The sequence below is a fragment of the Caulobacter sp. GSs2 genome (assembly GCF_058680895.1).
In genome coordinates, this window is the sequence record NZ_CM178725.1 from 608,747 (window position 1) to 629,631 (window position 20,885).

Genomic DNA, 20,885 nt, shown 5'->3' on the forward strand with positions numbered 1-20,885 from the left:
ATGTTCTGGCGCGGCGTCCTCGGCTATCTGCCGGTCAATATCGCCCAAGGCGTAGTGGGCCTGCTGACCATTGTCCTGTTCACGCGGGTGCTGTCGCCCGAGGAATATGGCGCTTACGCCCTCGCCTTCTCAGCGCTCAGCCTGACCCAGACCGTTCTGCTGACCTGGACCGAGGCGGCCATGGCGCGTTTCTTCGCGGCGCGCGCCGAGGATGGCCGACTTCCGGATCATTTCACCACGCTCTATCGGTTGTGGGGCGCCTGCGCCCTGGCGACACCGGTCATCGCCGGCGTTGCACTCTATGTCCTGCCTCTCGACGCGCCGATGAAGGTCGCACTGGCGGCCGCTTTCGCCGCCGTCGTCGTCAAGAGCCTGACCAAGCTGTCGCAGGAACGCCGGCGAGCGGCCGGTGAAGTCTCGGGCGCGGCGCTGCTCGATATCGTCCAGACTGTCGGCGGTTTCGCTCTGGGCCTGATCCTCGCTCTGGTTGGTCTGGGCGGCGCGGCCCCGTTGCTGGGCATGGGCGCGATCTCGCTACTGTGTCTGGTGTTCGTGTTGCCAGCCGACCTTGGACGGATGCGGGGCGGTCGCTTCGACAGCGCCATGGCCCGCGACTACGCGACCTATGGGGTGCCAGTGGCGTTGTCCCTGATCCTGGCGCTGGTGCTTTCGACGACCGATCGCTTCCTTCTGGCCGCCTATCTGGGCGAAGCCACTGTCGGCGTCTATCACGCCGGATATTCGCTCGGCAGTCGCACCCTGGACGTCGTCTTCATCTGGCTGGGTATGGCGGGCGGACCGGCCCTGGTCGCGGCGCTTGAGCGCGGCGGCCCAGCGGCTCTGAAGAGCGCCGCGCGCGAGCAGGCCTCATTCATGGTTCTGCTGACACTGCCGGCGGCTGTCGGTCTGGCGATCGTCGCCCCGTCTCTGGTCGAACTGATGGTCGGCGAGGCGCTGCGGGCCGGGGCAGTTGCGGTGGTGCCGTGGATCGCCGCCAGCGGCTGGCTGTCGGGTGTCACAACCTATTACCTGCTGCAGGCCTTCACCCTGGGCCGCCGCACGCCCATGCTGATCACCGCCATGGCCGTCCCCGCGCTGGCCAACCTGATCCTGAACCTACTGCTGATCCCTCGGTTCGGACTGAACGGCGCCCTGTGGGCGACAACCGCCAGCTATGGCGTCGGGGCTGTGGCCGCCTGGACCCTGGGCCGCAGCGCCCAGCCCCTGCCAATCCCCTGGGCTACGTTGGCCAAGGCGGGAGCCGCCTGCCTCCTGATGGCTGCGGCCGTGCTGATCCTGCCCTCGCCGGGCGGAATTCTTGAACTGATCCTGAAAGCTTCCGTCGGGGCCGCTGTCTACGGCGGCGTGGCGCTGGGACTCAATATAGACGGTCTGCGTGGCAAGCTTTCCGGTCTTGCCCGGCGAAAGGCGCGTCCAGCATGACCTCCACGGCCAACGCGATCATCGTCGACAACGCCCTGTGGTCGAACGCCGCTCCGCGATTGTCGGTGCTGATCCCGACCTTTCGCGACGATCCATCGGCCCTGCTCAAGGCGCTGGACGACTCCATGGCGCGGGCCGAGATCATCGTACTGGACGACGGCGGCGGCGACGAGGCCCTGGCCAAACGCATCGCCGGCCGGATCGAGCGGCTGCGTCTGCCCGCGCGGTTCATTCGACTGACGTCCAACGAAGGGCGCGCCAAGGGCCGCAACCGTCTGGCCAGTCACGCACGCGCCGGTCACTTCCTGTTTTTGGACAGCGATATGCTGCCGGATCCCGAAGACTTTCTGGCCCGCTGGGTGGCCCTGGCGGAAGGCGAGAACACACCCATCGCCTTTGGCGGATTCACCCTGGACCAGACGCCCCGGCGACCCGAACATGAATTGCACCGGGCCATGGCGCTGAAGAGCGACTGCACCCCGGCGCCCGAACGCGCCAGATCACCCGAGAAGCACGTCTTCACCTCCAACCTGCTGGTCCGCCGCGACGTCTTTGAAACGGTAGAGTTCGACGAGGGCTTCACGGGCTGGGGCTGGGAAGACGTTGAGTGGGCCATGCGCGTGAGCCGCGATCACCCGATCCTTCACATCGACAATTCGGCCACCCATCTGGGCCTCGACACCGCTCCGGCCATGGCCGCCAAGTACGAGCAATCGGCGTCAAACTTCGCGCGGGTTGTCAGCGCCCACCGCGAGATCGTCAGCGCCTATCCCAGCTACAAGGTCGCCAAGGCTCTGAAGTCATTGCCCGCGCGCGACGTCTGGCGGCCGATGCTGAAGGCCTTCGCTCTCAATGAGGCCGCGCCCACCCGCCTGCGCGCCTTCGCCATGCGGCTCTACCGCGCCGCCCTCTATTGTGAGTCCGTCTGATGCAAATGTCTCACGACAAGGTCGACGCCTACGAGCCGGACCGAACCCTGAAGGGCAAGCTGCGGCGTCGCCTGATCCGCCTGGCTCATCGCCGCCCGGCGCGCGTGAAGCTGGCGCGGCCAATGGTGTCGTTCAGCTTCGACGACGCGCCCGCCACCGCCTGCGAGGCCGGCGCCAGGGTGCTGGAAGCGCGCGGCCTGCGCGGCACCTACTATTTCGCGGGCGGCCTGACCGGTCGCGAGGGCCCGATGGGCCGTTTCGCTACGGGAGAAGACGCCGCACGCCTGCATGCCGCTGGGCACGAGATCGGGTGCCACACCTTCTCGCACCTGGATTGCGGTCAAGCCTCGCGAGAAGCCACCCTCGCCGATATCGACCAGAACGCCGAAGCCCTGAAGTCGTGGGGGGCTGGACAGCCGGTCAGCTTCGCATATCCGTATGGCGATGTCGGATCGCCAGCCAAGACGCTGCTGGCCGGCCGGTTCAAGACCGTGCGCGCCCTGCACCACGGCCTGATCGCCAACGGGGCGGACCTCAACCAGGCGCCTGCCGTCGGGATCGAGGGCGAAGACGGAGAGGCTGTGGCGCTGAAGTGGCTGGACCGCGCCCATGCCCGTAAAGCGTGGCTGATCCTCTACACCCACGATGTGTCTGAGACCCCCTCGCAATGGGGCTGCTCGACCGAGACCTTGAAGCGGCTGGTCGACGGCGCGATGAACGCCGGCTTCGACGTGGTCACCGTGGCCGAGGGCGCGCGCCGGATCGGGCTTTAGCCCTTCGCGGAGTCCCGCCTGGGAAACAGCTTTACGTCCAAGTCCGGTCCGTCATTGCGACCGCCGAAAACGCCGATCCAGAAATGCCAGTAGTCGCGCACCATGTCGCGCGGCACGAACAGGCCATGGCTGTAGGGCGTGTCGACCCCGATCGGTATTGAGGCGTCGGCGTCGCCGTACCAGGTGCCAAACAGACGGTCCCAGATCGGCGCGATGGCGAAGTGGCCAGTGGGGCGGCTCATGTCCAGCTTGTGGTGCAAGCGGTGATGATTGGGTGACTGGATCACGTAGCGCCCAAACCAGCCCCAGTTCGCGTCGATCTTGGAGTGAATCAAGAAGCCGATCCCGACGACCAGCACGTTGACGTAGATCATCACGTCGGCGGGCGCGCCCAGAATGGCCATCGGCAGGTTGACGACAAACAGTCCGGTGAAGGCCGCGGGATGCTGGCGTCCCGCAGTGATCACACCGAAGTCAGAGGCCGAGTGGTGATAGCGATGCAGCGGCCAGAACAGCCGGCTGTGGTCCAGCCTGTGGGTCCAGTAGTCGAAGAAGGTGTAGACGAGGAAGTAGAACACCAACTGCAAAGCGAACGGAAGCGGCGCGGGTCCTATGGCCAGGCCCGTGGTGGTCCTCAGCCAGTCATGGATCCAAGCGCCCGAGATCATCGAGGCTCCCAGCATCATGATACGGCCAAAGATGTCGAGGATGTGGGCCTGCCCCAGTAAAAAGCAGGCGATATCGGTCTTCAGCGACGCCGTCGGCGCGAACAGCAACTGGCGGGCAGAGCTGTTGGACCAGCCGACGACCACGGCTTCGATCCACAGAGCCGACGGCAGCAGAAGAAAGATCAGGGCGGCGTTGTTGATATGCTCGTGCGCCGACTCCGTGTCGAGCGTGCGGCCCAACACCGTGACGGACACGTGGGTTGGAACAACCTGCAGCACCGCCCACCAGGCTGAGCCCATGGCGGCGATATAGGCCAGGAAGCTCAGAACAACCATGATCCGGGCCACGCTGAAGCGCGATGAACGCGCGACGTGCGTCGGCGCAAAACTCCGGACGAGCTCGTCCGGATCAGCCTGAAGCGCTGGAGGTTTCACTGAATATGGCTCCGCCTTCTGCGACGCTTGGTGGTCAGCAGAGCTAGGTCTAGGCCAAGGCGGTTAAAAACTTCGTTCGGCGAAGCGGTTAACCGCGCTCCTGTTCCCGATCCGAGAAGGCCAGTTTGGCGGCGAAGGCCACAAAAAGCGCCCAACGGAAGTCATTATAGACCACCGCAATACTCTCGGTCAGCGAAACCAGCGTGTAGACGACCAGGAACGGAAAGACGAGCAAAGCACCGCGGTCGCGGAACACGGCGATGATCGCCAGGGTCAGGGTTTGAAGATAGAACAGCCCCCATGCCGCAAGGCCGAGGAGGCCTATGCCCAGCCACTGTTCGATCCAGGAATTGTGCGCATGGTGCGCCTGAAATCCAGCATCCTTGGTGATCCAGGCGAACGGTCCCCAACCGGACTTGTTGTCCCAGACGGCGGCGTAGCCGTACCCGGTCCAGGGTCGCTGCTCGATCTGGCGCATGGCCGCGCTCCAGATCTCGGTGCGGCCCGTGAGGGTGGCGTCCTTGCCCAGGAGAGCAAAGAAGACATCCGAGGCGACCAGGACGAAGCCGCCTAGCAAGACAACCCCCGTCACACCCGTCCAGGTGATCGCAGCTCCGGCTGCCGGACTACGCCGGGCAATCAGCACAAAGACCAGGGCCGCCCCCCCGACCATCAGCGAGGCCAAGGACGTCTTGGACGTCGACATCAGCACCAGCACCAGCGCCAGTCCCGCGAACGGCCACCAGAGCTTCGCGCGCTGGGGATTCAGCAAGGCGGCCGCCGATAGCAGACAGAATCCCAGGGCCATAAGACCGCCGAGGGCGTTCTTCTCCATCCACAGGCCGCGCCAGGCGCCCGGGAACAGCTCGGTCATCACGCCGATCGACGGCACGGCGAGACAGACGACGAAGCTGGCGACAATCAGCACGATGAAGGTGGCCCCCACCACTTCGGCCAACTGAGCCCACTTGTAGCGCGCGGCCAGGGCAAGCCCCCCCAGGGTGGTGCAAGTGACAGCGAACGCGCGACGGGTCGTGACGTCAGGCGCGATCGACCACAGGGTCGAGCCGACCACGATCAGCATCAGCAAGATCAGCAAGGGCTGACGGATCAGCACGCGGATCAGGTTGCGGGGATTGAGCGCAACAAGCAGGAAGCCGGCGGCATAGGCCGGCAGATAGGCCACGCGCATGATCCCGCCGGCCGACTCTCCCGCGTTTTCACCAAACAGCGGCAGCTCCCAGCCACCGCTGTAGATCAGCAGCATGGCGACCGAGGCGCAGAAGATCGCGATCTGGGGCAGGAGGAGCGGCGCCCTCCCCGAGGGCGTCACGGCAGGATAGCCCGAAGGAAGGCAGGCGGCTGCACCGAAGCCTGGTTGAAGAACACGCCAGCGCAGCGGCCGCCGACCGTGGCCAGGGCGTCGCGAAGTTGGGCCGGTGGCTTGACGTCAGGCTGCTGGGCCGAGACCACCATCACTGTCTGATCCATGTGTTGGGCCACGGTGAGGGCCGCCTGGGAGCGATCCACCGATGGACTATCAACCACGATAACCTCGGCATGGCGGCGCAAGGCCTGCCAGTATTCGGCCCCTGGAATAATGTGCACCTTCTGGGGTCCGCGCAGGGCGTCGCGATTGAAGCGGGTGACCCAAAGGCGCGATCCACCCACACTATGGGCCGCCAGATACTTAGAGTCAGGCCAGACACCGCCATCAGCGCGCGGCGCCGGAGGCTGCACGGTGAAGAAGGCCGAGCCGTCGGGCGAGGCAGCCACCGCTGGTCCCAACACCCCGAAGCGTTCCGGATTCATGGAGATGGTCTGGAATTGCGCGGAGGTCGCCAAGTCCATATCGACCAGCCAGGTCTTGCGACCGGCGCGCGTTGCCGTGAAACGAGCCAGCTCGCGAGCGACGGTGGAAGTCCCCTCCCCTCGCCGGGCGGCGACGACCTGGATGACGTGCGGGCGCCCAGGCGCCGGCGCGCCCAGTGAGCTCCACAACTCCGCCATCTCGGCGTTTAAATCCACCATCCGTCGAATCGCCGCGCGTTCAGGAGCTACAAACTAGCGTCATTCCCCTGGTGCGCGAAAGGCGACCAAAGCACTCAGCGTAAAGCCCTGCCACCTAGGCTGCGCGCTTGTATTCGGCAGTGGCCAGAACAGGCAGGTTCAAGGTCCGGGCGGCCGAGGCTGGGGTTTGGAGCCCGGGGCGCAGGAACATCCGAACCAGTCCCGCGCAAAGGGCGGTGAAGGCCGCGAACATGATCGTCAGGGCGAGGATCGGCTTCTGCAGGCTCTTGCCCTGCGACGGTGCGACAGCACGCTGGACGATGCGGATATTGTCGCTGCTTTCCGACGACATCCGTCTTTGAGCCTCGTCCTGCTGTTCCTTGACGGTAAAGTCGCGAACGTTGGACGTCAGGACATCACGGTCGCGGGTCAGCTGATTGAACTGCGGCTCAAGCTCAGCCAGTCGCAGCAAGCGCTGGTTGACGTCGGCGACCTGCTGAACCGCCGTCGTCTGGGACTCGCGCAGCGCCGCCACTTCAGCGCTGAGATCGTTGCGTGAGGTCTGCAGGGTCTGCCAGATCGGGTTGGGGCCGCTACGACGCGCGCCTTCGCCAGCCGTGCGACCGGCGGCGATGCCGCGCTCCAGCTGGGCAATCTGGGCGTCGATGTCGCGGACCGGGCTGGCGTCCGGCCGATAGCGCGACAGCAGGCCCTCGCGATCCAGCTTCAGCTGGTTGAGTTTGGCGGCCGCAGAGGTGTCGGAGTCGCGATACAGTACGGTCTCGGCAGGGGTACGCGCCAACTCCGCCTCGACCGAGGCAAGACGGGCAACGCGATCCTGCAACTGGGCCTCAATGGAATATTTCTGCTGCTCGACCTGGGTCTGCAGCTGGGTCAGCGTCGTCTTCTGCGAGGTGAAGTCGCCGATATCGTTGGTGGTCAGGAATGACTGATAGCTGGTGTCGGTCTCTTCGAGCTTTTGCTCAAAGATGTCCTTCTGCCTTTGCAGTACCCGGTCATCACTGTCGATCAGCAGGCCGCGGCGATAGGTCAGGTATTCTTCCAGAAGGGTGTTCAGAACCTTCTCGGCCAACTCGGGATGCTCGTTCTGATAGGACAGGCGAATGATGGAATTGTCCGGCGCCGTCTCGATCTTGAAATTGCGTCCCATGGAGTCACGGCCCAGGGCGATCAGCTTGCGCTTACCTTCGGGCGTTGCAGCGGCGTACTTGGCGGCCTGGGACGGAAACACATTGGCGAAGCCAATCTTGCGGATCACGCGTTCGCGCAGTTCGCCGCTGCCCAGGATCTCGGCTTCAGACTGGATAACCTGATCAACATTCGGCACTGCGCCGCGTCCCGCGTCGCCGGCCCGGGGCTCGTAAACGTATTCCTGGCCCAGGCGAACGAAGAGGCTGGATTCGGCGGTATAGTTCTTCTTCAGGGTGGTCGAGAACGCGACTCCCAGCACCGCGATGACCAAAAATACACCCAGCATCAGGAAGCGTTCACGCCACAGCAGGGTGATGAAGTCGGTCGGCGCATAGCGCGCACGCGTCGCCCAGTCGCGTTGCGACGGAGGGTCATGCGGCACGCTGGTCCAGGCGCTCGTCGTCGACATACGAATCCGAAGGGTTCAATCTCGACTTCAAACTGGTCCGTTGGCCCTTAAGGCTTCGTTACCCATTCCTGTTAAGACTTGTCGCATGCAACGGCGCACGCATCTCTCGACGGCCTTGGCCATACTGCTCCTGAGCGGCGGCATGACCGCCTGCGGTCATGTGGACGGCGAGCCCATCACGCCCGCTCCGCGCCCCAGCGCGAACTTTCCCAACATCGGCTATGCCGACTGGAGCGAGGAGGAGCCCTCCTATCGCTTCTATCCAGGCGATGAGGTCGAGGTGACGGTGGCTTCGGCGACCGAGCTCAACAAGTCAGCCATCGTGCAGCCAGACGGTCGGATCGTTCTCCCACTGCTCGGGCCGGTTATGGCGGCCGATCGTACGATCTTCGAACTGGAGGACGCGATCACTGAGGCCTATGGCAGCCAACTGCTGCGACCCCAGGTGCAGGTGTCGGTCAAGACGACGACCCCGCTGAAGGTGTTCGTCGGCGGCGAGGTCGGCAATCCGGGCGTCTACGACATGCCCGGCGATGTCGATGCGCTACGCGCTGTTATCCAGGCCGGCGGCTTCAAGACCTCGTCCAAGCGAAGCCAGGTTGTCATCATCCGTCGTGGCCCAGACGGTCGCGCCATGCTGCGCACGGCCGATCTTCTCAGGGGGATGACCAATCCCGGCGGCGGCGTGGATCTGATCCCGCTTCGCCGCTTCGATATCGTCTATGTGCCGCGCAGCGGCGCGGCGGAGACGGGGCTGTTCATGCAGCAGTACTTCCGCGACCTGCTGCCGGTCAGCTTCAGCTACGCGGTCAACGGCGTCGGCCAATAGGCTCGAGCTGAGCATTGGCCGATCGCTGAATCCGAAAAGCCGGATTCAGCCGTGGGCCAGCCATTCCCGCGCAGCGCGCTGGGCTTCGGCGACGTCTTCGCTGGCCATCTCTTGCGACAGTTCTTTGCGATAGACCTTGGCCTCCACAGAACCGCGCATGGCGGCAAGGTTGAACAGCATGTGCGCCGAGACGTAGTCGACGGGGGCGCCGCCCTGACCGGTCGAATACAGCAGGCCCATGCGGAACAGTTCGTCGCCCGAGGACTCGGCAGTCGGCAGCGGCAGCACGTGGGCGGGTGGGGGTTCGATGCTCATCATCATGGCTTCATCTCCTCTTCCAGGCCCCTCCGACGTTCTGTCGGATCCCGGGCCTGGATGCAGAAAAGTCCACAGCCGCTGAACATATAGTTAAGCGTCGGAACATCATGAATTCAGGCGCGAATACATGCTTTCTTCAGGGGTATTACTCAGCGTAAACGCCTGTATACGCAGAGTTAACGCACGGACTGCCTAAAGAGCATCCTTCGGGCCTCGCACGTCGCCCCACTCGGGGCCTAAAGACCCGCAAAACGCAATTCCACCCCCAGTTTGGGGCGCTTTTCAAAGTTTTCGCGGGCTCCGATCCTTTCCGAAAACGCTTTAGAGTTTGGCAAGTCTTCCACAACTGTGCCCGGGTTTTTGCAGGGCGCAACCCTCAGCCCGCCGGCGAAATCGGCAGCGGACAATTGGCCGCAGATAAAACTCTGCCGGGAAAGTGGCCTGTCGACCACACACACAAGAGCGGCTTGTCCCCTTGATGTTGCCTACCGCGCGATGGGCGCTCTGGCGAAAAGGTGGAGCTGGCCGCCCGTTCGTCTGACGGCGTCATTCAGGCGCGGTTCAGCCGGCCTGCAGGAGGATGGTTTCCAGGGTCGAGGGATTTGGCGGTGGAAACCCGCCCGACCAGAAGGAGTGGACGAGATGAAACGTCTGTTGCTCACCATCGCCGTTGTCGCATCGGTAGCCGGTCCCATGACCGCCGTAGCCAGCGATGCATCCGCCCAGGATCGTGGCCGCTGGGACCATCGCGAAGATCGCTGGGACCGACGGGAAGACCGGCGCGACGCCCGTCATGACGGGGGCCGTTGGGACCGGCGCGAGGACCGTTGGGATCGGCGTGAAGACCGCTGGGATCGCGGCCGGCACAATGGCTATTACTATGGAACCCGTTTCCACTACGGCGCTCCGCCTTCGCACTATTACGGCCATCCGAGCTACCGCCCCGGCTATGTCGCCTGGCGTCGCGGCGCCTATCTGCCGCCCTATTATCGCGGCGGCGGATATGTCGTGCATGACTACGGCCGCTATCGCCTGCGTCCGCCGCCCCGTGGCTACTACTGGTACCGCACCGGCGATGACTACGTGCTGGCGGCCATAGCCACCGGCCTGATCTTCGACATCATGACCAACGGCTACTAACGGGAACGGGCAAGGGACAAGCGTTCCGGAGGTGGTCCTCCGGAACGCCTTGCGGCTAGAGGCCGAGCTTGGATTTCAGCAGGTCGTTGACGGTGGCCGGATTGGCCTTGCCGCCCGTCTCCTTCATCACCTGGCCGACGAACCAGCCGATGGCCTGGGGCTTTTCCTTCACGGCCGAGGCCTTTTCGGGATTGGCCGCGATCAGGGCGTCGATGGCCGCTTCGATGGCGCCGGTGTCGTTGATCTGCACGAGGCCGCGCTTCTCGACGATCTCGGACGGACGCCCCTCGCCGGCCCACATGTGCTCGAAGACCTCCTTGGCGATCTTCGATGAGATGGTGCCGTTCTCGATCAGCTCGACCAGCTGGGCGATGTCCGACGAGGGCAGCGGCGAGGCGGCGATCTCGTGGCCGTTCGCCGACAGCTTGGACAGCAGCTCGTTGGTCACCCAGTTGGACACCAGCTTGGCGTCGCGACCTTTCGCGGCGGCCTCGAAATAGTCAGCGCGGTCGCTCTCAATGATCAGCACGCCGGCGTCATAGGCCGACAGGCCATACTGGCTCTGCAGGCGGGCCTTCTTGGCGTCCGGCAGTTCCGGCAGGGTCTCTTCGATCTTCTTGACCCAGGCCGCGTCGAGGATCAGCGGCAACAGGTCGGGATCGGGGAAGTAGCGATAGTCGTGCGCCTCTTCCTTGCTCCGCATCGAGCGGGTCTCGAGCTTGGTCGGATCGAACAGGCGGGTCTCCTGGTCGATCTTGCCGCCGTCTTCCAGAATCTCGATCTGGCGACGCGCCTCGTATTCGATGGCCTGCTGGATATAGCGATACGAATTGACGTTCTTGATCTCGCAGCGCGTGCCCAGATGGCTGAAGCTGCCGGTCTCGCGGAACTTCTCGTAGGCGCCGGGGCGGCAGACCGAGACGTTGACGTCAGCGCGAAGGTTGCCCTTCTCCATGTCGCCGTCGCAGGTGCCCAGATAGACGAGGATCGTGCGGATCTTCTTCACATAGGCCGCCGCCTCCGCCGAGGTGCGCATGTCAGGCTTGGAAACGATCTCCATCAGCGCCGTGCCCGCGCGGTTCAGGTCGACATAGGTGGCGTTCGGGTCCTGGTCGTGCAGCGACTTGCCCGCGTCCTGCTCCAGGTGCAGGCGCTCGATGCGCACCTCGAAGGTCGAGCCGTCGTCGTGCTCGACGGTGATCACGCCCTCGCCGACGATCGGCTGATCGAACTGGCTGATCTGATAGCCCTGCGGCAGATCGGGATAGAAGTAGTTCTTGCGGTCGAAGCGGCTCTTCAGATTGATCTTGGCGTTCAGGCCCAGACCCGTCTTGACCGCCTGCTCGACGCAGAAGCCGTTCAGCACCGGCAGCATGCCGGGCATGGCCGCGTCCACCAGGCTCACCTGCTCGTTCGGCCCAGCCCCAAAGCCCACGGCGGCGCCGGAGAACAGCTTGGACTTGCTGGCGACCTGGGCGTGGATCTCAAGGCCGAGAACGATTTCCCAGGGGCCGGTGCGGCCTTGGATGGTTTTGGATTCTTGCGTCATGAGCCTCTCTTACACCGACCGCGCCATGGCGGAAAACCCTTAGGCCGCCGGGTTTCAACGCGAACCGTCGCCCCCTTCCTGGAGAGATTTCCCGCGCCCGTCCCTCCGGCGGTTTTCATATAGTTGAGGTGCGAAGCCAAATAAGGCCCCTTCTTGTTAGAAACGGCGCCATTCCGGGGCCATCGGAACCTCCACGACGCCGAACGGTTACCTCCTCCGAGAAATAAAGCTGAGGAGGACTTCATGCCCGCTTTTAGTCAGACCTTGAATCTGGACTCGATCGACACTGTGGATACGCGTCGTCAGCGCACGCCGATCCAGTCCGCTCCGGCTTCCGCCGCGACGGATGCTTCGCCCCTGTTCCCCGCCGCGCCGATCTATGCCCGCAAGCCGGCTAAGAACGCTGCGAACAACATGGCGCTGCTGGTCGGCGCGCCGGTCATGCTGGTCGCCGCAGGCGCCATCGCCTGGGCGATGATGGCCAATCCGGCCCAGCCCCCGACCGAGACGCAGCAGACGGCCCAGATGGCCATCGCCGACACGGTCCCGCTGAGCCCGCCGCTGGCGCCGGCCACCATGCCGACCCCGACGCCGATCGAGACCGCCGTCGCCGAGCCCGCCCCGCGCGCCGTGGCATCAGCCCCGATCCGCGCCACGCCGCGCGCCGCCGTCGTCCGCCGAGCCGCTCCGGCCGTCGCGACGACCCCGGACGCCAGTTTGGCCTCGTCGAACGTCAGCGCCACGGTCCCAGCGCCCACTCCTGCCGTCATCGCCGAGCCGGATCCGGTCGTGATCGCCGCCCCGGTCGCCGCAGCGCCGACTCCGGCACCGGCACCGGCACCGGCACCGGTCACGCCAGTCGACCCGCAGTAACCGACTAGCCTAACGAAGAAGGGCGGCTCCTCGCGGAGCCGCCCTTTTTACGAAGTCACCACCAGCGGGCGGCCTTGGCGTTGAAGCCGGCCGCCTTTTCCAGCGCCCCGGCCACCGAGAACACCGTGCCCTCGTCCAGCGGCTTGCCGATGATCTGCAGGCCCAGCGGAAGGCCGTTGGAATCCAGACCGGCCGGCAGGCTCAGCCCCGGCAGACCCGCCAGATTCGTCGTCACCGTGAAGACGTCGTTGAGGTACATGGCGATGGGGTCGTTGCTGTTCTCGCCCAGACCGAACGCCGCCGACGGCGCCGTCGGGGTCAGGATGGCGTCGCAGCGCTCCCAGGCCTTGTCGAAGTCCTCGGCGATGCGGCGACGCACCTTCAGGGCCTTCAGATAGTAGGCGTCATAATAGCCGGCGCTGAGCACATAGGTGCCGATCAGGATGCGGCGCTTGACCTCGTCGCCGAAGCCTTCGGCGCGGGTGTTCTCATAGGTCTCGGTGAGGTTGCCACCCTCGGCCCGCAGGCCGTAGCGCATGCCGTCATAGCGGGCCAGGTTCGAGGACGCCTCGGCCGGGGCCACGATGTAGTAGGCCGGCAGGGCGTACTTGGTGTGCGGCAGGGTGATGTCGACGATCTCGCAGCCGGCTTCCCTCAGCCAGGCGATGCCGTCTTCCCACAGCTTTTCGATCTCGGCCGGCATGTTGTCGACGCGGTATTCCTTGGGAATGCCGATCCGCAGGCCCTTGACCGACTTGCCGACGAACTGGGTGAAGTCCGGCACCGGCACGTCGAGGCTGGTGGAGTCCTTGGGGTCATGGCCGCACATTGAGGTCAGCAGCAGGGCCGCGTCCTCGACGGTCTTGGCGATCGGGCCCGCCTGGTCCAGCGAGCTGGCGAAGGCCACGACGCCCCAGCGCGAGCAGCGGCCATAGGTGGGCTTGATGCCCACGGTGCCGGTGAAGGCGGCCGGCTGGCGGATCGAGCCGCCGGTGTCGGTGGCGGTGGCGCCCAGGCACAGGCCAGCGGCCACAGCGGCGGCAGACCCGCCGGAGGACCCGCCCGGGGTCAGGGCCTTGTCGCTGGCGGTCGAGCGCCAGGGATTGGTCACGGGGCCAAAATACGAGGTCTCGTTCGACGAGCCCATGGCGAACTGGTCCAGGTTCAGCTTGCCCAGCATCACCGCGCCATCACGCCACAACTGGCTGGTGACGGTCGATTCATACTGCGGGATGAACCCTTCGAGGATCTTCGAGCAGGCCGTCGTCTGGACGCCCTTGGTGCAGAACAGGTCTTTGATGCCCAGCGGCGCGCCGTCCAGCGGACCGGCCACGCCCAGGGCGCGACGGGCGTCCGACGCCGCCGCCATCGACAGCGCCTGTTCGGGCGTCTCGACGATGAAGGCGTTCAGGGCGCGCGCACCCTCGATGGCCTCGATATGGGCCGTGGTCAGCTCGACGGAGGTGAAGTCACCCGCTTCCAGGCCGTCGATGGCGCCCTTCAGGGTCAGGGACGTAAGGGCGCTCATTATTCGACAACCTTGGGCACGACGAAGAAGCCGTCGACGGACTTGGGGGCGTTGGAGGTGATCACCGAAGCGTCGCCGCCCATGGTCACCACGTCTTCACGAAGCGGCGCGCCGGCGCCGACCACGCTGGTCAGCGGCTCGACGCCGTCGGTATCGACCTCGGCCAGCTGCTCGATCCACGCCATGATGCCGTTGAGCTCCTGGGCCAGGGGCTCCAGGCGATCTTCGGGTGTGGCGATCCGCGCGAGCCGCGCGACCTTGCGCACTGTGGCGACGTCAATGGCCATTGGGGGCCTCCTGAATTCCAAGCGCGTGGGTTAGCCGCCAGAGGGGCGCTTTGACAAGTCGTTCCCTTGCTGGGCGGGCCGTTCCCCGTGTTATGAAGGGCGATGCCCGTTCTCGATATCGAAGATTTCGCCGCCGCCATCCCCGATTACATGCCGATCGTCGGCCTCGACCCCGGCGAGAAGACCATCGGCGTGGCCGTTTCCGACGTCACCCTGACTGTCGCCAGTCCCCTGGCCCTGATCCGGAAGACCAAGTTCAGCGAGGACGCCGAGACGCTGTTCAAGCTGATGGGCAGCCGCAAGGCCGCCGGCATCGTCATCGGCCTGCCGATGAACATGGACGGCACCGAGGGCGTCCGCTGCCAGTCCAACCGCGCCCTGGGCCGCAACCTGCTGCGCCTGCAGCCGCATGTGCCGATCACCTTCTGGGACGAGCGCCTCTCCACCGCCGCCGTGACCCGGGTGCTGATCGAGGAGCACGACGTCAACCGCAAGCGCCGGGCCGAAGTGGTCGACAAGATGGCCGCCGGCTGGATCCTGCAGGGCGCGCTGGAGCGGATGCGGGGGATACGCGAGGCGGCGGGCAAGGTTTAGCTTTCTTAGCTCCTCCCCCTCTGGGGGAGGTGGCCCGGAGGGCCGGAGGGGGCCGGCACGGCCGACTTCCAGCTAGCCCCCTCAGTCGCTCCGCGACAGCTCCCCCAGAGGGGGAGCAGCTACAGTTTCGCGACCTCACGCGGAAACCGCCGAGTTGATGGAAAGGGTCGCGGAGCGTCCGGACCGCGTCCGGACTTGAATAGAAATAACCGTTTCGACGAAGCCGCCCGCTCCGCGTGGTCGTTATCCGTCAGCGTCCCAGCGGGTGGCCCAGTTGGGGCCTTACCGGGACCCGGAAGCTTCGGTTTCCCGAAGTCCCGAAGGTCGGGGGGCGTGGGGCCAATCCTGACCAACACTCGCCTTGATCCCCATCCACGCCGACGGCGGGCGGGTCTGGCCAGCAACCAGATCCCCGGACGCGCTTCAGTATCCCCCTGAAGCCCAGCCCCGCTCGATCACCCCCCGCCGCCGCAATGGTCGCTGGCCTTGCGCCCTTTCCTCGCGACGAGGTGGGGACAGAATACGGGAGGTTTCGGCGCGTCTGACAGGCGCGCTCGGTTTGTTTGCAGGACGTTGAATTTGCTGCGGTCTCGCAGCGATAGCTCGAGGATAGGGCGCAGTTTATCCCCGTACTTGCCCCCTACGGGCTGCTTCGCAGCCGTCTTCCCCCGGAGGGGGAAGATGAGGTGGGCGTGTTTCATCCTCTCCCTGAAAGGGGGAGGACGACCGCGATAGCGGTCAGGAGGGGGCCAGCGGCGGCGGCCGGTTATCCCCCATCGCGCGCACCCGCCGCCTTCCCTCTCCCGGCAAAGCCGCCTAAGACACCGTTTCATGACGGCCAAGCCCCATGATCCCGCCCGCGTCGCCCTCGACGCGATCCGCGCCCGCGCCTTTGCGTTCCCAAAGCGCCATTTCCTGTCCGCCGGCGACCTCAACGCCCCCCAGGCGGCCGACCTGCTGGACCTGGCCGAGGCGTTCGTCGCCTTCAACCGCCAGACCTCCAAGTCGCTGGACCTGCTCAAGGGCCGGACGCTGATGAACCTGTTCTTCGAGAACAGCACGCGCACCCAGTCCAGCTTCGAGATCGCCGGCAAGCGCCTGGGCGCCGACGTGGTCAATATGAGCCCGCGCACCTCGTCGATCACCAAGGGCGAGACCCTGATCGACACCGCCGTGACCCTGAACGCCATGCGCCCCGACCTGCTGGTGGTGCGCCACGCCTCGTCGGGCGCGGCCTCCTTGCTCAGCCAGAAGGTCAGCGGCCATGTGATCAACGCCGGCGACGGCCAGCACGAGCATCCGACCCAGGCGGTGCTGGACGCCCTGTCGATCCGCCGCGCCTTTGGCCGGGTGTCGGGCCTGACCGTGGCGATCTGTGGCGATGTTTTGCACAGCCGCGTGGCCCGCTCGAACGTCTCCCTGCTGCACACCCTGGGGGCCAGCGTGCGGCTGGTGGGTCCCGCCACCCTGATGCCGGCCCAGGCCGAGCGCTGGGGCGTGACCGTGCACCACGACATGAAGTCGGGCCTGGCCGGGGCCGACGTGGTGATGATGCTGCGCCTGCAGCTGGAGCGGATGCAGGGCGGCTTCGTGCCCTCGACCCGCGAATATTTCCGCTTCTATGGCCTGGACCGCGAAAAGCTGTCGCGCGCCGCGCCGGGAGCCAAGGTCATGCACCCTGGGCCCATGAACCGGGGCGTCGAGATCGATTCCGACGTGGCCGATGATCCGGCCGTCAGCCTGATCCAGGACCAGGTCGAGATGGGCGTCGCCGCCCGGATGGCGGTGCTGACCAGCCTCGCCGCGCGCATCGAGGAGGCGGGGCGATGATTTTGGGCCACCTCTTTTCTTCCGCTCTCCCCGGCGAAAGCCGGGGCCCAGATTCATCCAGAGCGTTTGGGGATGACGCGCCTTCGGGATTCGCCAAATCGCTCGATGCACGTGGGTTCGATCTGGACCCCGGCCTTCGCCGGGGAGAGCGGGGTTTTGTAGTGGCGTCTTTGGAATCTCACGCATGAACGCCCCCCAGCCCCTGGCCTTCACCAATGCCCGCCTGGTCGATCCCGAGAGCGGCTATGACGGCCCCGGCGGGGTCATCGTCTCAGAGGGCGTGATCTCCGACGTCGCCAAGGGCCGCGAGTTCGGCAAGCTGGGCAAGGGCGTTCGGGTCGTCGACTGCGGCGGGGCCCTGCTGGCGCCCGGCCTGATCGACCTGCGTGTCAAGACCGGCGAGCCCGGGGCCGAGACCAAGGAAACCCTGGCCTCGGCCGCGCGCGCCGCCGCGGCCGGGGGCGTGACCTCGATCGTCGTCCAGCCCGACACCGACCCGGCCATCGACGATCCCAGCGTGGTCGACTTCATCCTGCGCCGGGCCCGTGACATCGACAGCGCCCGCATCCTGTGCGCCGGGGCCGCGACCAAGGGCCTGAAGGGCGAGCAGATGGCCGAGATCGGCCTGATGCGCGAGGCCGGCTGCGTCTACATCACCGACGCCGACCGCCCGATCGTCGACAGCAAGGTGTTCCAGCGCATCCTGACCTACGCCAAGGGCTTCGACACCCTGCTGGCCCACCGCCCGATGGACATGTGGCTGGCCAAGGGTGGGGCGGCGATCGGCGGCGAATTTGCCGGCCGCCTAGGCCTGCCCGCCATCTCGCCGATGGCCGAGCGGATCATGCTGGAGCGCGACATCGCCCTGCTGGAAGCCACTGGTGGCCGCCTGCTGGTCGACCAGATCACCAGCGCCGGCGCGCTGGAGACCCTGGCGCGCGGCAAGGCGCGCGGTCTGCGCCTGCACGCCAGCGTGTCGATCAACCACCTGTCGTTCAACGAGCTCGACGTGGGCGACTATCGCACCTTCGCCAAGGTCACCCCGCCCCTGCGCGGCGAGGATGACCGCCAGGCCCTGATCGAGGCCCTGGCGTCAGGCTTGATCGACATCGTCGTTTCCGCCCACGCCCCGGCCCCGGCCGAGGACAAGCGCCTGCCCTTCGACGAGGCCGCCCCCGGCGCCATCGGCGTCGAGACTCTGCTGCCGGCCCTGCTGTCGCTGTATCACGACGAGCGCCTGCCGCTGGTCGACCTGATCCGCGCCGTGACCCTGGCGCCCGCCGAACTGCTGGGCCTGCGCGGCGGCCGTATCGCGCCCGGCGCGCCGGCAGATCTCGTTTTGTGCGACATCGACGCGCCGATCATCGTCGATGCAGGCAAGCTGCTCTCGAAGTCCAAGAACTCGCCGTTCGACGGGCGGCGATTGCAGGGTCAGGTGCTCATGACGCTGGTGGATGGGCGGGTGGTGCACCGGGCAGAGGGGTAGGACGTCACGATCCTACTAGCGGGCGAGAAGCAAGATGCGGCATTCGGAAACCATCCAGACGTGGTTCGATACCGAGGGACCCGGCGGGTTGATTTTACCCAGTGGTTGGTTTGGACGCCCCTACGACAACCAATTCAAGCTGACATCGATCGAGGAGGCCGGCCGGGATCTCACCATGATCCTGAGTGGAGACGTCCTGCTCCGCTTTCAAGGCTTACGGTCGGTCAGGTCGGAAAGTCATGAGCTTGCACTTGGCCCTTTCGACAATCTCCACTTCGCTCTGCGGGCGGCCAATGGCGAAGAACGCCTGATCCAAGAGCATCAACGCGGCGAAGTGAAGATTGTATCCGTCTGGTCCTGGGCGACACGCCCACTCGATCCGACCTAGGTCGTCGCACGCCTAGTCTGCTGGCCCCTGTCGCGACTCTCCTGCTACACCTTCATCACTCACCATCCTTGCGCAGCGGTTGAAATCGCGCGCAACTCGCCTTAGGGTCGAAACGTGCAAGATCTCGCTCAAGCCGTCTATCTCACGCTCGCGATCGCCGTCGTCGGAGGCTACCTCCTCGGCTCGATCCCGTTCGGCCTGATCGCCACCCGCCTGGGCGGGGCCGGCGACATCCGCCAGATCGGCTCGGGCAATATCGGGGCGACCAACGTGCTGCGCTCGGGCCGCAAGGACCTGGCGGCCATCACCCTCCTGGGCGACGCCGGCAAGGGCGTGCTGGCCGTGCTGCTGGCCCGCTGGCTGACCAACGACAGCGCCGCCATCGTCGCTTTGGCCGGCGGCGCGGCGTTCCTGGGTCACCTGTTCCCCGTCTGGCTGAAGTTCAAGGGCGGCAAGGGCGTGGCCACCTTCTATGGCGTGCTGCTGGCCGCCTGCTGGCCCGTGGGCGTGCTGGCCGCCGTCACCTGGCTGGCCATGGCCGCCCTGTTCCGCATCAGCTCGCTGGCCGCCCTGACCGCCGCCGCCCTGGCCGCGCCGTTCGCCCTGGCGACCGACCAGCCCTATGCCATGCTGGTGCTGGCCCTGTTCATGGCCGTGCTGATCTTCATCCGCCACCGCGAGAACATCGCCCGCCTGCTGAAGGGCGAAGAACCCAAGATCGGCAAGAAGAAGGCGGCGGAGACCCCGCCTCCGGCCGCGTGATTCCGGGCCGCCTCTCGGACGTTCAGCGCCTGGCCTGGCTTCGGCTGGCGCGCACCGAGACGGTCGGCCCCGTCGCCTTCGAGCACCTGCTGGCCCGCTTCGGCACGCCCGAGCGCGCGCTTTCCGCCCTGCCCGACCTGTCGCGACGCGGCGGCCGCGCCACCCCTCTGAACATTCACCTGCGCGAAACCATCGAACGCGAACTGGAGGCCGGCGCGGCCATGGGCGCGCGGCTGCTGTGCGGCTGCGAGCCCGACTTCCCCGCTCGCCTCGCGGCGCTGGACCCGCCGCCGCCGGTGCTGTGGGCCCTGGGCCGCGCCGAACTGCTGCCCCGGCCCAGCGTCGCCATCGTTGGGGCCCGCATCGCCTCGGCCGCCGGCCAGCGCTTCGCCCGCCAGCTGGCCGCCGAGCTGGGCGAGGCCGGCCATGTCATCGTCAGCGGCATGGCGCGCGGCGTCGACGGCGCCGCGCACGAGGGCGCGATGCGCACCGGCACGGTGGCCGTGCTGGGCGGCGGAATTGGCGACATCTATCCGCCCGAGCACGGCGCCCTGCACGCGCGTCTGGCCGCCGAGGGCTGCGTGGTGTCCGAAAGCGCCCCCGACCGCCGCGCCCAGGCCAAGGACTTTCCGCGCCGCAACCGCATCATCTCCGGTCTGTCGCTGGGCGTCGTGGTGGTCGAGGCCGAGCTGAAGTCCGGCTCGCTGATCACCGCCCGCCTGGCCGCCGAGCAGGGCCGCGATGTCTTCGCCGTGCCCGGCTCGCCGCTGGACCCGCGCGCCCGGGGGACCAACGACCTGATCCGCCAGGGCGCGATCCTGTGCGAAGGCGCCGAAGACGTGCTGCGCAACCTATCGGGCCAGACCCATCTGCGCGAGCGCGAGCGGGACTATGACGGCGAGCCGGCAGCCGACATTGACTTCGACGCCCTGCGCGAGCGTCTGGCCGCCCTGCTCTCACCCACGGCCGTTTCGCGCGACGAGCTGGTCCGGGCGACCGGCGCCCCGACCTCGGCGGTGATGGCGGCCCTGGTGGAGCTGGCCCTCGCCGAACGGGCGGAACTGCTGGCCGGAGGGATGGTGGCGGGGGTTTGATGCAACAGCGCCTTGCCCCAAGTACTGGATACCGGTACTGCGGACATTGAATTCGAATGGGACCTTGAGAAGGCTCGGAGCAACCTCGCCAAACATGGGGTTGATTTCAAAGACGCCTGTCACGCGATCCTGGACCCTTGGCGTATGGAGGATGTCGATGACCGGTTCGACTACGGCGAAGAACGCATCCAGATCATTGGCGCCTGCTTCGGGGCCGTCCTCTTCGTCGTCACCGTCTCACATGTCCAAAATCACTACCGGATCATCTCAGCCAGACCCGCCAACCCCGTCGAAAGCAAAAGGTACTTTCGCGGTGCGTAGCGGCGAT

At 66.2% G+C, this 20,885-nt stretch carries 21 protein-coding genes; 13 read left to right on the forward strand and 8 right to left on the reverse strand.

The window, feature by feature from the left end; all coding sequences use genetic code 11:
- From hfsF to hfsH, 3 genes are read left to right on the forward strand one after another with little or no spacing between them, the layout of a single operon-like run.
- On the forward strand, positions 1-1,443 hold the full coding sequence (gene hfsF / locus ACW17Z_RS02925; RefSeq protein WP_492057492.1) for a polysaccharide biosynthesis protein HfsF: 1,443 nt from the start codon (positions 1-3) through the stop codon (positions 1,441-1,443).
- Complete coding sequence (gene hfsG / locus ACW17Z_RS02930; protein WP_492057493.1) at positions 1,440-2,372, forward strand: polysaccharide biosynthesis protein HfsG; 933 nt, start codon at positions 1,440-1,442, stop codon at positions 2,370-2,372. The genes hfsF and hfsG overlap by 4 nt, the downstream gene beginning before the upstream one ends.
- Positions 2,372-3,145 (forward strand): oligosaccharide deacetylase HfsH, encoded by a 774-nt coding sequence (gene hfsH, locus ACW17Z_RS02935; protein WP_492057494.1) that lies wholly within the window; start codon positions 2,372-2,374, stop codon positions 3,143-3,145. Before hfsG ends, hfsH begins: the two co-directional genes overlap by 1 nt.
- On the opposite strand, the gene ACW17Z_RS02940 is transcribed toward hfsH, so the two are convergent.
- From ACW17Z_RS02940 to ACW17Z_RS02955, 4 genes are all read right to left on the reverse strand, one after another.
- Complete coding sequence (locus tag ACW17Z_RS02940) at positions 3,142-4,161, reverse strand: sterol desaturase family protein (RefSeq protein WP_492057495.1); 1,020 nt, start codon at positions 4,159-4,161, stop codon at positions 3,142-3,144. The two genes, hfsH and ACW17Z_RS02940, sit on opposite strands and share 4 nt — an antisense overlap.
- Before the next feature lie 175 nt (positions 4,162-4,336).
- Positions 4,337-5,515 carry an O-antigen ligase family protein gene (locus tag ACW17Z_RS02945; protein WP_492058478.1) on the reverse strand — a complete coding sequence of 393 codons (1,179 nt, stop codon included), beginning with the start codon at positions 5,513-5,515 and terminating at the stop codon, positions 4,337-4,339.
- A 62-nt stretch (positions 5,516-5,577) separates the two neighbouring features.
- Complete coding sequence (locus ACW17Z_RS02950; RefSeq protein ID WP_492057496.1) at positions 5,578-6,258, reverse strand: P-loop NTPase family protein; 681 nt, start codon at positions 6,256-6,258, stop codon at positions 5,578-5,580.
- A gap of 115 nt (positions 6,259-6,373) precedes the next feature.
- Positions 6,374-7,879, reverse strand: a complete 1,506-nt coding sequence (locus ACW17Z_RS02955) for a GumC family protein (RefSeq protein ID WP_492057497.1) — start codon at positions 7,877-7,879, stop codon at positions 6,374-6,376.
- An 85-nt stretch (positions 7,880-7,964) separates the two neighbouring features.
- Here ACW17Z_RS02955 and ACW17Z_RS02960 point away from each other — a divergent pair, with 85 nt between their 5' ends.
- Positions 7,965-8,708, forward strand: a complete 744-nt coding sequence (locus ACW17Z_RS02960; protein WP_492057498.1) for a polysaccharide biosynthesis/export family protein — start codon at positions 7,965-7,967, stop codon at positions 8,706-8,708.
- Positions 8,709-8,753: 45 nt separating this feature from the next.
- Here ACW17Z_RS02960 and ACW17Z_RS02965 read toward each other — a convergent pair whose 3' ends face one another.
- Entirely contained in the window at positions 8,754-9,026 is a 273-nt protein-coding gene (locus ACW17Z_RS02965; protein ID WP_419321468.1) for an SEL1-like repeat protein, read from the reverse strand.
- Positions 9,027-9,668: 642 nt separating this feature from the next.
- Between ACW17Z_RS02965 and ACW17Z_RS02970 the strand changes: the two genes are divergently transcribed.
- On the forward strand, positions 9,669-10,166 hold the full coding sequence (locus ACW17Z_RS02970; protein ID WP_492057499.1) for an RcnB family protein: 498 nt from the start codon (positions 9,669-9,671) through the stop codon (positions 10,164-10,166).
- Positions 10,167-10,221: 55 nt separating this feature from the next.
- Here ACW17Z_RS02970 and gatB read toward each other — a convergent pair whose 3' ends face one another.
- Complete coding sequence (gene gatB, locus ACW17Z_RS02975; RefSeq protein ID WP_492057500.1) at positions 10,222-11,715, reverse strand: Asp-tRNA(Asn)/Glu-tRNA(Gln) amidotransferase subunit GatB; 1,494 nt, start codon at positions 11,713-11,715, stop codon at positions 10,222-10,224.
- A gap of 243 nt (positions 11,716-11,958) precedes the next feature.
- On the opposite strand from gatB, the gene ACW17Z_RS02980 reads away from it, so the two are divergent.
- Positions 11,959-12,588, forward strand: a complete 630-nt coding sequence (locus tag ACW17Z_RS02980; protein ID WP_492057501.1) for a hypothetical protein — start codon at positions 11,959-11,961, stop codon at positions 12,586-12,588.
- A gap of 55 nt (positions 12,589-12,643) precedes the next feature.
- On the opposite strand, the gene gatA is transcribed toward ACW17Z_RS02980, so the two are convergent.
- Together gatA and gatC are read right to left on the reverse strand one after the other, a co-directional pair.
- Positions 12,644-14,116 (reverse strand): Asp-tRNA(Asn)/Glu-tRNA(Gln) amidotransferase subunit GatA, encoded by a 1,473-nt coding sequence (gene gatA / locus ACW17Z_RS02985; RefSeq protein WP_492057502.1) that lies wholly within the window; start codon positions 14,114-14,116, stop codon positions 12,644-12,646.
- The gene (gatC, locus tag ACW17Z_RS02990) at positions 14,116-14,403 is read right to left on the reverse strand and encodes an Asp-tRNA(Asn)/Glu-tRNA(Gln) amidotransferase subunit GatC (protein WP_062145614.1); all 288 of its coding nucleotides are present in this window, start codon (positions 14,401-14,403) and stop codon (positions 14,116-14,118) included. Before gatC ends, gatA begins: the two co-directional genes overlap by 1 nt.
- Before the next feature lie 102 nt (positions 14,404-14,505).
- Here gatC and ruvX point away from each other — a divergent pair, with 102 nt between their 5' ends.
- The 7 genes from ruvX to ACW17Z_RS03025 all read left to right on the forward strand — a co-directional run bounded on the left by ruvX (position 14,506) and on the right by ACW17Z_RS03025 (position 20,878).
- On the forward strand, positions 14,506-14,997 hold the full coding sequence (gene ruvX / locus ACW17Z_RS02995; protein WP_419255129.1) for a Holliday junction resolvase RuvX: 492 nt from the start codon (positions 14,506-14,508) through the stop codon (positions 14,995-14,997).
- Between the two features lie 831 nt (positions 14,998-15,828).
- On the forward strand, positions 15,829-16,827 hold the full coding sequence (locus ACW17Z_RS03000) for an aspartate carbamoyltransferase catalytic subunit (protein ID WP_492057503.1): 999 nt from the start codon (positions 15,829-15,831) through the stop codon (positions 16,825-16,827).
- A 184-nt stretch (positions 16,828-17,011) separates the two neighbouring features.
- Positions 17,012-18,313: a dihydroorotase gene (gene pyrC, locus ACW17Z_RS03005; protein WP_492057504.1), complete on the forward strand. Its 1,302-nt coding sequence runs from the start codon at positions 17,012-17,014 to the stop codon at positions 18,311-18,313.
- Positions 18,314-18,347: 34 nt separating this feature from the next.
- A complete protein-coding gene (locus ACW17Z_RS03010) occupies positions 18,348-18,701 on the forward strand; it encodes a hypothetical protein (RefSeq protein WP_492057505.1) in 354 nt (117 codons plus the stop codon).
- A gap of 114 nt (positions 18,702-18,815) precedes the next feature.
- Positions 18,816-19,463, forward strand: coding sequence for a glycerol-3-phosphate 1-O-acyltransferase PlsY (plsY, locus tag ACW17Z_RS03015; RefSeq protein ID WP_492057506.1), 648 nt, complete (start codon positions 18,816-18,818; stop codon positions 19,461-19,463).
- Positions 19,460-20,557: a DNA-processing protein DprA gene (gene dprA / locus ACW17Z_RS03020; RefSeq protein WP_492057507.1), complete on the forward strand. Its 1,098-nt coding sequence runs from the start codon at positions 19,460-19,462 to the stop codon at positions 20,555-20,557. Before plsY ends, dprA begins: the two co-directional genes overlap by 4 nt.
- Before the next feature lie 12 nt (positions 20,558-20,569).
- Positions 20,570-20,878, forward strand: coding sequence for a BrnT family toxin (locus tag ACW17Z_RS03025; RefSeq protein WP_492057508.1), 309 nt, complete (start codon positions 20,570-20,572; stop codon positions 20,876-20,878).
- Positions 20,879-20,885 lie beyond the last annotated feature (7 nt).